Below are 11,131 nucleotides of genomic sequence, written 5' to 3'. Positions count from 1 at the left end.
ACACGGGCCGAAGCGAAGCGGCGGGCCCGAAGAAAACACGACGAAGGGGCCGCGGTCGGCACCGCGGCCCCTTCCGGCCCTCGTCGCGGGGAGGTTTTCCGGCTACTTGCGGCGCAGTCGGTCGACCAGGGAGGCCAGTGCGTGGCGTCCGGAGCTCATGGACAGCAGGCCCTTGCCCTCGCCGTCGGCCGCACCCGCGTGGGCGCCGGACGGGCGGCGGGTCCAGGCGAAGAACAGGGCGATGAGGACGGCCGGGATCAGGGCCAGGGTGAGCAGACCCGTGGCGCCCAGGGCGCCGTCGGCACCGGTCAGCTCCATGGCGGACAGGTCGTTGGCCGCGGTTTGCGCGGTCACGCCGGAGTCGTCGCCGTCCTGGGCGTCGGCCGCGGCGGCCTCCTCGGACCGGTCCTCCTGCTCCTCCGTGGCCTTGGGCTTGGCGACCTCGTCGGAGTCCTTCGCGGACTCCTCCTTCTTCGCCTCCTCCTCGGCCTCGGTGGGCTGGGGCTCCGGCTCCTCCTCGGGCTCCGGCTCGGGCAGCGGGGAGACCGCGTCCTCACACTTGTTGTCGGGCTGCTGGAAGGGGTGCGGGGCGCCGGGGGTGCCGTAGCCGTCGCCCCACTCGGTGATGTAGTACTCGACCTCGGCGTGGCCGTTGCCGCCGCTGACGGTCAGGGTCGTGTCGTTGAAGGTCTCGCCGGTCATCTTGGCGAAGGTCTTGCCGTCGATGTCGAGCAGCACGTCGCAGTCGTGGGAGGGGACGCCCGGACCGCGGTCACCGATGAAGAACTCGTATTCCTCGCCCTCGTAGACGATGTAACCCTCGGTTCCCAGCGGCCAGCTCGGGCTGGAGAACAGGCCTTCCTGCATGGGCTTGCCGTATGCGGGGGCGCCCGTGTCCCCGTTGATCCCGGAACCGTCGTCCCAGAAGTAGGTAGCGGTGACGTGGCCGTGCTGAATCGGAGTCTCGTTGCTCATGAAGAAATAGCCAGGTAGGCGACAGGGCCGAGAAGACCGTGGGTATGGCGCGTCCTGGACACACGGGCGCGCTCAGAGCACACCCGTGTCAGGGCGACATTCATGGGGCTCCCGCGTCGCCGACGGCGAAGGCGGGCGGGAACGAGGGGCGCCGATGGGCTCGGCACTCCGGATGGCGGCACGTGGTTTCGTGCGGCCCGGTTCCCGGGAGAGGGTCTCGACTCCCTTGCGGCACTCAGCCTTCAAGGGCTCGGCATCGGATCGTCGATACTCATCACGAACCGATCACGAGCGACACTAGCCCACGCTTCGGTAAAGTGCCGAAGGATCGCGAGTAAAATGACGCGTCGTAGTCATCGACAAACACCGAGAAACAAAGTAAAAAGCGACACGGCAGTGCCGGAACGCCTATTTCACAGGCGGTTTAGCACTTTCTGGACCCACATCGGAGACCGTGGTCGTGGTTGGCACCACACTCAGATGACACCAGCTCTCACCTGCGGAAAGCCCTCAGCAACAGTGTTTACCCACTGGTAGTGCGCGTTATCGCGGCCACCCCCGACAAGAGGCGATCACACGCCCGTGTGGCAAAGGCCACGTAACCTTGTCACGTGCCCCAGGTCACCCTGCCAGCTGTCTTCGGAAAAGGCGTTGCCCCGGAGGACCGCGGTCCTCCGGGGCAACGGGAAACGTCCGCTACGGCGACGGATCAGGTCACCTGGGCGCGCTGGGCGAAGCGCTCCTCACGCCACTCGCCGGTCCGGACGACCTCCACGAGGGCGGTGGCGGCGTCGAAGACGTCCACGTATCGCAGGTAAAGCGGGGTGAACCCGAACCGCATGACGTCAGGGGCGCGGAAGTCACCGATCACTCCGCGCTCGATCAGCGCCTGCACGATGGGGTACCCCGAGCCCTCCTCCGGCTGGAGCAGCGCCACCTGGCTCCCCCGCCGCCCGTGGTCCAGCGGGGTGGCCGACACGAGCCCCGCCTCGCCGGTCACACGCAAGAACAGGTCGGTCATCGCCAGGCTCTTGGCGCGCACCAGGTCCATGTCGGCCTTGGCCCACACGTCCAGGCTCGCCTCCAGGGCGGCGTCGGCCACGAGCGGTTGCGAACCGCTGAGGAAGCGGGACACCCCGGGCGCCGGCTCGTAGTCGGCGGTGAAGTCGAACGGGCGCGCGTGCCCGTGCCAACCGCTGAGCGGCTGGTCGACGACCGGGTGGTGACGCCGGGCGGCGTACAGGAAGGCGGGTGCGCCCGGTCCGGCGTTGAGGTACTTGTAGGTGCAGCCGACGGCGAAGTCCGCACCGCAGCCGGACAGGTCGATGGGCACCGCGCCCGCGCTGTGGCACAGGTCCCAGACGACCAGGGCGCCGTGCTCGTGGGCCGTGCGGGTGATGCCCGGCATGTCCCGCAGTGTTCCGGTGCGGTAGTCCACGTGGCTGAGCAGCACGACCGCCACGTCGCCCGCGGCGAGCGCCTCCCCCAGCGCGGGGCCGTCGGGGTCGATCCGGCGCTGGGTGGCCCCGGCGAGCCCGACCGCGCCCTCCGTGACGTACAGGTCGGTGGGGAAGTTGCCCGCCTCGCCCAGCACGACGGAGCGGTCGGACATGCGCAGGGCCGCGATGAGGACCTTGAACAGGTTCGCCGAGACGCCGTCACCGACGACCACCTCGTCGGGGTCGGCCCCGACCAGCGGGGCGACCTTGGCGCCCAGGGTGCGCGGCTTGTCCCACCACCCGGCGGTGTTCCAGCTCCGGATGAGGTCCTGGCCCCATTCGCGCTCGATCATGTCGGCGACCCGTCCGGGAGTGGATCTCGGGAGCGCCCCCAGCGAGTTGCCGTCCAGGTAGATCACCCCCTCGGGGAGGACGAACTCCTCGCGGAGGGGGGCGAGGGGGTCGGCCGCGTCGAGGGCGGCGCACTCCTCACGGGTGGTGGGCGTCATCGGTTCCTGCTTCCTGGTGATGCGAGTGGTACCGGTGGTTCAGATGGTGTTCCGGAGCGACCACAGCTCCGGGAAGACGTCCTGCTCGACGTGGCGCGCGAGCCAGTTGAGACCGTTGGAGCCGCCGCTGCCGGGCTTGCGTCCCATGGTGCGCTTGACCGCGACGAGATGGGAGTGGCGCCACCGGGTCACCCGCTCGGCGACGTCGAGCAGCGCCTCGGCCAGCAGGAACAGCTCGTTTCCGGGCTGATCGTCGCGGTACACCTCGGTCCAGGCCCGTTCGACCTCGGGGCTGGGCTCGTAGTCGGCGGTCCAGTCGCGCTCAGCGTGGTCCTCGGGCACCGGGAGTCCGCGACGGAACAGCAGGCGCAGCGCCGCGTCGTACAGGCTCGGCCCCTCCAGGAGGCGGGTCAGTTCGGTGACCACCCCGCCCATCGCCTTGTGCGGGCGGATCATCGCCGCGGACTTGTTCCCGAGCAGGAACTCCAGCTTGCGGTAGCCGTAGGACTGGAAACCGGAGGCCTCGCCGAAGGCGGGGCGGAACCGGTTGAACTCGGTCGGCGTCATGTCGGCGAGCAGCCCCCAGGAGGCGTTGAGCACGTCCTGGGCGTTGCAGGCCCGGCGCAGCCACGCGATCGCCCCGGGGACGTCGTCGGTCTCCAAGGCGTCCCGGGCCGCCTCCCAACGCTCCTGCACGAGCGTGAACAGCAGCTCCATGACCTGGGTGCTGATGATGAACGCGGACTCGGCGGGCTCGTCGGTGCGTGTGTTCTGAAGGCTGAGGAGGGTGTCCACGCCGACATAGTCGACATAGGGGGTGGCGCGCTCGAAGGCGAGCGTCGGGCCGCCGCCCGCCTCGACTCCGTCGTCGTCACCGCCCGGCATGTACGGACACTGTTGGGCGGTCGTGGAGAGCATGGGAACCCCTCGTCGGTGCTGCGTCGTCTTCCGCTGCGTCCCCGTGGCGGGCGGGAGGATCCCCTCGCGGTCCACGGTGACGCAGGTTCACATGATCGACCACGGAAGGCGGCTGGAGGAATGGGCGATGACGCCACAAGTCGGGCGTTTACCTGGTATCCATGACGTAAAAGACATTCCTAGTTTGGGATCGCAAAGTATGACCTCGAGACCGGCAACCCCGCTGGACAGCGTTGACCAGCGGATACTGACCGAGCTTCAACAGGACGGGCGCCTGTCGTTCAACGAGCTGTCCCGCCGGATCAACCTGTCCGCCCCGTCCGTGGCCGACCGCGTCCGCCGCCTCACCGACCGCGGAGTGATCACCGGCTACCACGCGCACGTGGACCCGGCCGCGGCCGGACTCCCGGTGACGGCACTGGTGCGGATGGAGTGCTTCGGCGCGCACTGCCTGCTGCGCGAACCCACCGCCCTGGACCTGCCGGAGATCCTCCAGGTGCACCGGGTGACCGGGGACGCCTGCTGCGTCCTGTTCATCGCGGTGCGGTCCATGGAGCACTTCGAGGAGGTCATCGACCGGCTAGCTGAACACGGCCGCCCCTCCAGCACCATGGTCCTCTCCAGCCCCGTGCCCTGGCGGGCCGTGACCACACCGCGCACCTCATGAGCGTCCTCATCGACACACCCCTCTGGCCCGGACCACGCGGCTGGCTCTTCGCCCACCTGGTCAGCGACCACTCCTATGACGAACTCCACGCCTTCGCCAGCGCACTCGGTGTGGGCCCCCGCGCCTTCGACCGCGACCACTACGACATCCCCGAGCACCTGCACGCACGGGCGGTGAAGCTGGGTGCCGAACACGTCAGCGGACGCGAACTCGTCACCCGGCTGCGCGCCTCGGGCCTGCGGCGACGACGGACCCCGCCCGACGGGGACCGGGACTGACCGCGCCGCGGCGCGCCTGGACGCACCGGTCACGGAGGCACTGTCACAGGTGCGGCGGTTCCACCTCCTCCGCGGCCTCAAGACGCTCGATCTCCGCGTCGATGTTGGCTCTGGCGCGCTCCTCCCAGTGGGTACGGCCGTACGGCGTGGCGTACAGGTACGGGGTGCCCCTCAAGGAGCGCAACACCGACAGCCGGCCCTCCCGGAAGAGACGGTCTGGCACCCGCCGGTACTCCGCGCGCACGGCCGCCGTGTAGGCCAGGTACTCGTCGGGAGCCGAGGCCAGCACCGCCAGGTCCGCGTCGCACAAGACCGCGCCGTCCGCATCACCCGGGTCGGTTCGGTGGTCGGCGGTCGCCTCCACCAACCGCACGACCTCGCGGACCCGCGCCGGATCGACGCCCAGTTCGGTGAGCAGCCGCTCGGCCAGGCGCGCGCTCTCGTGCTCGTCCTCCCCCGGGCGCCCCTCGTACACGGCGTCGTGGAACCAGGCCGCGTACCGCACGGCGTCCGGGTCGTCGGCCTGGTCCACGAGGACGTCGACGGCCCGGAGCGTCTCCCACAGGTGCGTCAGCGTGTGGTACCTGCGGTGCTCCTCGCCCCACCTGCCGAGCAGCTCGTCACCCACCGCCACGGCCTCGGGGCCCCGCCCCGCCAGCTCCCGCCAGGCCGCCCGCAGCGGCGCCAGTTCCACGGCCCCGTTCGGCCCGGGGCGGTCCTCGAAAGTCCTCGTCCTCACCATGTCCCGAGTATTCCCCGCATCCGGTGACCGCACCGTGTCCGGACCACGGGGATGGCGGGGATCAGGTGTCGACCGCGTCCGGGAGCCCGGCCTCGTAGGCCAGGATCGCCGCCTGCACGCGGTTACGCAGTCCCAGGCGGCTGAGGATCGCGCTCACGTAGCTCTTCACCGTGCCCTCCACCAGGAACAGGCGGCGGGCGATGTCAGCGTTGGACAGCCCCGCCCCGACCAGGGCGAGCACCTCCCTCTCCCGGTCGGTGAGCTCCCCGACCCGGGCCAGGGCGGCCGCCTCCCGGGCGGCGCGCCCACCTCCGTAGTGCGCGATCACCTGCCGGGCCACCCGCGGTGAGAGGTAGGCACCGCCCTCGGCCACGGCGTGCACCCCGGCGATGAGTTCGCGCGGGTCGCCCGCCTTGAGCAGGAACCCGGCGGCGCCGTCACCCAGGGCCCGGGAGACGTACCCGTCCTCGCCGAAGGTGGTGAGGATGGCGACGGCCGTGTCGGGCGCCACACTGCGGATCTCCGCGGTGGCCGCCAGTCCGTCCATACGCGGCATGCGGATGTCCAGCAGGACGACGTCGGGCCGGTGGGAGAGCACCAGTTCCACCGCCTCGCGCCCGTCGGCGGCCTCGGCGACCACCTCGATCCCCGGGTCGCTCTGCACGATGGCGCGCACACCCGCGCGGATCATCGTCTCGTCGTCGGCGATCAGCACCCGGATCACGGTCGGTCTCCTCCTGCGGTCGGTAGGCGCGCGCGGGTCCGCGCACGCGGTGGGGCCCCTCACGGACCCTCAGTCGGTGGTGGCGGTTCCCGCGCGGACCACACGACCGTCACGGAAGCACACCTGGTGGAGGACGGCCTCCGGGGCGAGCAGCGGCGACCCGTCGCGGTAGTACGCGCACTGGGCGTCCTCGGGTTCGCGGTACATCCGGTGTTCGGCGGTGGTCAGCGGGACCGAGTCGGCCGGCAGGTACCGTTCGGCCTCCTCACGGGTGTCACCGACCGAGATCCTCGCCAGATCCTCGGACGGGAGGATCTGCTCCTCCGCCATCAGCGATATCGGTCCCACCGACACGACCACGGCCACCACCAGGAGGGTGACGGGCAGGGTCGCCAGTGCCACGGTCCACCCGCGGAACCTGCGGCGGGCCGCCCGCTGCAGCCGGTCGATGTCGTCCGACCGCTCATGCGCGGTGTCGTCCGCCGAGGCGACGGGGACCGTGTCCCCGAGCGGTAGGGTCGCGACCACCTCCCAACCGCCGTCGCGCGGCCCCGCGGTGAACGACCCTCCGGCCACCCGGACGCGCTCGCGCAGTCCGATCAGGCCCCGGCCCCCGCCCTCGGGGGTCTCCGGTAGGACGCCGACCGGCGGGGCGTTGGTGATCCGCACCTCCAGGGCCGTGTCACCCACGCCGAGCCACACGGTGACCGAGGCGTCCGGCGCGTACTTGGCGGCGTTGGTGACGGCCTCCTGGACCACCCGGTGCGCGGCCCGGCCGACCATCGGCGGCAGATCGGACACGTCACCGTCGCGTACGAGCATGACGCGCATACCGGAGTCGCGGGCCCGTTCGACCAGTGCGGGCACGCCCTCGTCGGCGGGAGCCATGGGGGCGGGTTCGGCGTCGGCGCGCAGAACGCCGATGATCTCCCGCAGGTGTGTGGTCGCGTTGACCGCGTCGGCCCGCAGTTCGGCGACGGCGCGGCGGTGTTCGTCGGCCAGGTCCGGCGTGACCTCCAGTGCTCCGGCGCGCAGGGCGATGAGGCTGAGTTCGTGGCCGAGCGAGTCGTGCATGTCCTGGGCGATCCGTGAGCGTTCGCGTAGTCGTACCTGTTCCTCCGTCAGCCGGTGCTCGCGTTGGATGTGGCGGGCGTGCTCCCACCCGGCGGCGGTCAGCGCCGCGTGCTGGCGCCGGTAGACGCCGATCAGCCATGGCAGGACGAGGTAGAAGACCAGAGTGATGACGGTGATCGTCCAGGCGTCGACGTCGCCCGACCACACCGTGACCAGGACGGCCAGCCAGACCGCGGTGCCGGTGGCGAAGACGGTGACCGCGGGCCACAGGCTCGGGGAGCGGCGCCCGAGGAGGAAGGCGGCGCCGGGTACCAGGACCCCCAAGGTCATCGACGTCAGCCCCCCGAACAGGACCACGATCACCGCGAGGACGGGGTACAGGCGAGTGAGCACGATCACCAGGAGCCCGACCGCGAACAGGGCCGTGTGGAGGACGAGGATCGATCCGGGGTCCGTGTCCCCTCGGCCCCACGCCGCGGCGGCCTCCAGGAACAGACCCACACCGACCAGGGCGACCAGAACGGCGTCGCGTGTGAGCGCGCGCCGGTTCGGCCAGCCGGGCAGCGGCCGCAGGGCGTGGCGCAGGGCCCGAAGCGGCTCGGAGAAGTCCATGCGGACGAACCTACACAGTCAGTCCGGAGGGGGTGGAACCAGCGAAAGTCAGAGGTTCACACCACCTTCGTCACGTCGCTGACGTGCACTGGACGTACGGACCCACGAGATCCGACCCGAAACGGCCATATCATGGGATGAATTTTGGTCTCTCCGACGATTGTCCGTGTTCAAGCCTCCGTGCTGCAATCCCTAGAGAGCCACCGCGCCGAAGGTGTCCGTCGAGGGTGTCCACTCCTTCGCGCGGCGGCCTCCGGGAGACGGGCAGGAAGGGCGGGGACGGGGAGCGGATGTCACCACTGGAAACGCTGCGACGCATGGATGCGATCGCCGGTTGGCCGCTGTTGACGGCCACGTTCCTGGCCCGGCTCCCCGTCTCCATGGCCCTCATCGGCCTGCTGACCCTGGTCACCTCCGCCACCGGCAGTGTGGCCGTGGCCGGGGTCGTCAGCGGCGCCTTCGCGTTGGGCGAGACCGTGGGCGGGCCCGTCATCGCGCGCTTCGCCGACCGCCACGGGCAGCGGCGGCCGGTTCTGGCCACCGCGCTCGTGGACGCCGTCCTCATCGGTCTCCTCGTGGCGGCGGTCTCGGCGGACCGGTCACCCGCCGTCCTGACCGTGCTCGCCGCCCTGTCGGGCCTGTGCATGCCCCAGATCGGCCCCATGGCCCGCACCCGGTGGGTGGGCCTCATCCGGGCCGCCGACCGGCGCGGGGCCGACCGCGAACGCTCCCTCGCGGCGGCGATGTCGGTCGAGGGGGTGCTGGACGAGGCCGCCTTCGTCCTGGGCCCGGCCCTGGTCGGCGTGCTCACCGTCACCCTCTCCCCCTCGGCCAGCGTTCTGGGCGCCGCCGTGCTCATCGGGGTGTTCGGGGCCGTGTTCGCTCTGCACCCGACCGCGCCGCCGGGGACACCGCCGGTACGGGGGGCGGGCGGCAGGATCGCCACGCCCGCCCTCATGGTGATCGCCGTCCCCATGTTCTGTCAGGGCTTGTTCTTCGGCGGCATGTCCACCGGCGTGACCGCGTTCGCCACCGACTCCGGCCACGGCGACCTGTCCGGACTGATGTACGCCCTCCAGGGTTCCAGCAGCGCGGTCGCCGGTCTCATGATGGCGTCCCTGCCCGTCGCGTTCACCCTGCCCGCACGGGTCCGGGTCGCCGCGGGCGCGCTGTTCCTGCTCACGTTCCCGCTCTACCTGGCGGACGGGGCCACCGGCCTCTCCTTGGCCATCCTGGCGCTCGGCGTGGCGATCGGCCCGCACCTGGTGAGCCTGTTCGGGCTGATCGAGCGGGCGGCTCCACCGAGCCGGATGTCACAGTCGATGGCGCTCATCCTGAGCTTCCTCATCCTGGGCCAGTCGGTGGGGTCGATCGTGGCCGGATCGCTCGCCGACGCCTACGGCCACCAAGGAGCGTTCGCCCTGGCCACCGCGGGTGCGCTCGTCGCGGTCGCGGTCAACACGCTGGTGATGCGGAGCCGTTGGTACGTGCGAAGGGGCGATACGGAGGCGGATTCCACGGACCCCCGGGAGGCGGTCTCCGCGACACGTGGGAACGGTGGCACGTGACCCTCGGAACATCATGTGTTAAGCACGCGTTAAGGCGTGGCGAGGCACCGTCTGATCGGCCCTAGGCTCGATGACCGTGCTCGATCTACTGACCACCATGAAACCCAGGTCCGGCCGACGGCGAAGAGAGGTCAAGGTGCCCCAGATCTGCGGACTCTCCCGCGTCACCCTCTCCGTCCGTGACCGCGACGAGAGCGTGCGCTTCTACCGCTCGGTCCTGGGATTCAAGGAGCTGCGCAGCGAGGACGAGAACGGCACCCTGCGCACCGAGTGCCGTCACTCCTGCGGGTTCCTCCTGGACCTGGTCCAGCACCGGGACAACTTCAAGGGGAAGTTCGACCACCGCCGCTGCGGCCTCGACCGCCTCGTCCTCCAGGTGAGCAACCTGGGCGAGTTGGAGGCATGGGAGGACCGGTTCACCAGGATGGACGTCGAGCACACCCCCGCCAGCCACGACGCCGACGGCTCCACCCTCGTCTTCTTCGACCCCGACGGTACCGAGCTGGCGCTCTTCGCCCCGGCCGAGCTCGACGACGACGAGGACTGAGCCGCCGCTCCTCCCAGGTCGAAGCGGAGCGAAGGCCCGAGTGAACACGGCCTAGAAGCGACTCACTCGCACTCCACCAGCTTCAGACGCACGTCCCGCTCGGCCAGCTCGTCCACGGCCGAGCGCGGCAGCCGGTCGTCGGTGATGATCAGGTCGAACTGCTCCAGGCTCGCCACCCTGAACGTGCCGAACTTGCCGTACTTGGTGCTGTCGACGGTCAGCACGCTCTTGGAGGCGATGCGCAGCAACTCCTGCTTGGCGATGACCTTCGCCTCCGAGGGGGTCGTCGAACCGCGCTCGGAATCCCAGGAGCTGCTGGCGATGAAGGCGAGATCGACGTTGACCTTGCGCAGGAAGTCGGCGGTGAACTGGCCCACTGACGAGTGGTCGGAGTGCGACACCACGCCACCGGTGTGGATCAGCTCGATCCCCGGGTACTCCATCAGGTGCCCGACGACGTTGAAGTCGCTGGTGATGACGGTCAGGCCGACCTTGTCGGTGAGCAGCGGGACCATCTGGAGCGTGGTGGTCCCCGCGTCCAGGTAGATGGTGAAGTTCTCCCGTACGAGTTCGGCGGCCGCGCGCGCTATCGCCCGCTTGGCGGGCACCTCCAGTTGCGCCTTGGCCAGGTAGGACGGCTCGCTCTTGAGCCGCGCCGCCAGCCGCACGCCGCCCGTCACCGACAGGACCTTGCCGTCGTTCTCCAGGGCCTGGATGTCACGCCGGACCGTCATGTGGGACACGGACAGCATCGACGTGAGCTCGTTGATGCTCAACACGTGACGCTCCTGAAGGAGCTTCAGGATGTGCTCTCGTCGCTGGTCCGGGATCATCGCTCGCCTCACACTCAAGGGCCGACAGGGGGACGCCGTGCGGATACGACGCCATGTAACAGAGTTTCCCAGGTCGAGGGACCAGGACAGCGGTCTGACGACGTGACACGGCTCGCAGTGACCGCACCCGCGGCCACACGGGCGAACGGAGGACCGGATGCGCCGCCCCGGCCACCGGGCTCCGCGATCCATGGTGCCAGTCCGCCTTGGTCGACGTTTTTCCTGTTTGCACCACGTACGGCCGC

At 70.3% G+C, this 11,131-nt stretch carries 11 protein-coding genes; 4 read left to right on the top strand and 7 right to left on the bottom strand.

The window, feature by feature from the left end; all coding sequences use genetic code 11:
- Window positions 1–102: 102 nt before the first annotated feature.
- The 3 genes from KIK06_RS02745 to KIK06_RS02735 form a co-directional block, all read right to left on the bottom strand.
- Complete coding sequence (locus tag KIK06_RS02745; protein ID WP_017599639.1) at window positions 103–975, bottom strand: hypothetical protein; 873 nt, start codon at window positions 973–975, stop codon at window positions 103–105.
- Between the two features lie 709 nt (window positions 976–1,684).
- A complete protein-coding gene (gene kynU, locus KIK06_RS02740) occupies window positions 1,685–2,923 on the bottom strand; it encodes a kynureninase (RefSeq protein ID WP_268641778.1) in 1,239 nt (412 codons plus the stop codon).
- Window positions 2,924–2,962: 39 nt separating this feature from the next.
- Entirely contained in the window at window positions 2,963–3,841 is an 879-nt protein-coding gene (locus KIK06_RS02735; protein ID WP_268641777.1) for a tryptophan 2,3-dioxygenase, read from the bottom strand.
- A 199-nt stretch (window positions 3,842–4,040) separates the two neighbouring features.
- Here KIK06_RS02735 and KIK06_RS02730 point away from each other — a divergent pair, with 199 nt between their 5' ends.
- Together KIK06_RS02730 and KIK06_RS02725 are read left to right on the top strand one after the other, a co-directional pair.
- A complete protein-coding gene (locus KIK06_RS02730; protein ID WP_017599636.1) occupies window positions 4,041–4,508 on the top strand; it encodes an Lrp/AsnC family transcriptional regulator in 468 nt (155 codons plus the stop codon).
- On the top strand, window positions 4,505–4,786 hold the full coding sequence (locus KIK06_RS02725; protein WP_017599635.1) for a DUF4031 domain-containing protein: 282 nt from the start codon (window positions 4,505–4,507) through the stop codon (window positions 4,784–4,786). Before KIK06_RS02730 ends, KIK06_RS02725 begins: the two co-directional genes overlap by 4 nt.
- 43 nt (window positions 4,787–4,829) lie before the next feature.
- On the opposite strand, the gene KIK06_RS02720 is transcribed toward KIK06_RS02725, so the two are convergent.
- The 3 genes from KIK06_RS02720 to KIK06_RS02710 all read right to left on the bottom strand — a co-directional run bounded on the left by KIK06_RS02720 (window position 4,830) and on the right by KIK06_RS02710 (window position 7,938).
- A complete protein-coding gene (locus KIK06_RS02720; protein ID WP_268641776.1) occupies window positions 4,830–5,528 on the bottom strand; it encodes an HD domain-containing protein in 699 nt (232 codons plus the stop codon).
- A 61-nt stretch (window positions 5,529–5,589) separates the two neighbouring features.
- Window positions 5,590–6,252 (bottom strand): response regulator, encoded by a 663-nt coding sequence (locus KIK06_RS02715; protein ID WP_017599633.1) that lies wholly within the window; start codon window positions 6,250–6,252, stop codon window positions 5,590–5,592.
- Between the two features lie 69 nt (window positions 6,253–6,321).
- Entirely contained in the window at window positions 6,322–7,938 is a 1,617-nt protein-coding gene (locus tag KIK06_RS02710) for a sensor histidine kinase (RefSeq protein ID WP_268641775.1), read from the bottom strand.
- 290 nt (window positions 7,939–8,228) lie between these two features.
- On the opposite strand from KIK06_RS02710, the gene KIK06_RS02705 reads away from it, so the two are divergent.
- Window positions 8,229–9,506, top strand: a complete 1,278-nt coding sequence (locus KIK06_RS02705) for an MFS transporter (protein ID WP_268641774.1) — start codon at window positions 8,229–8,231, stop codon at window positions 9,504–9,506.
- 97 nt (window positions 9,507–9,603) lie between these two features.
- Window positions 9,604–10,053: a VOC family protein gene (locus KIK06_RS02700; RefSeq protein WP_241479638.1), complete on the top strand. Its 450-nt coding sequence runs from the start codon at window positions 9,604–9,606 to the stop codon at window positions 10,051–10,053.
- Between the two features lie 62 nt (window positions 10,054–10,115).
- Here the strand turns inward: KIK06_RS02700 and KIK06_RS02695 are convergent, their stop codons facing one another.
- Window positions 10,116–10,886: a DeoR/GlpR family DNA-binding transcription regulator gene (locus KIK06_RS02695; RefSeq protein WP_017599630.1), complete on the bottom strand. Its 771-nt coding sequence runs from the start codon at window positions 10,884–10,886 to the stop codon at window positions 10,116–10,118.
- Window positions 10,887–11,131 lie beyond the last annotated feature (245 nt).

The sequence above is a fragment of the Nocardiopsis sp. EMB25 genome (assembly GCF_026797795.1).
GTDB classification, from domain to species: Bacteria; Actinomycetota; Actinomycetes; order Streptosporangiales; family Streptosporangiaceae; genus Nocardiopsis; species Nocardiopsis lucentensis.
Note: the sequence above shows the minus strand (reverse complement) of the source record. Positions and strands in the feature narration are given on the sequence as shown.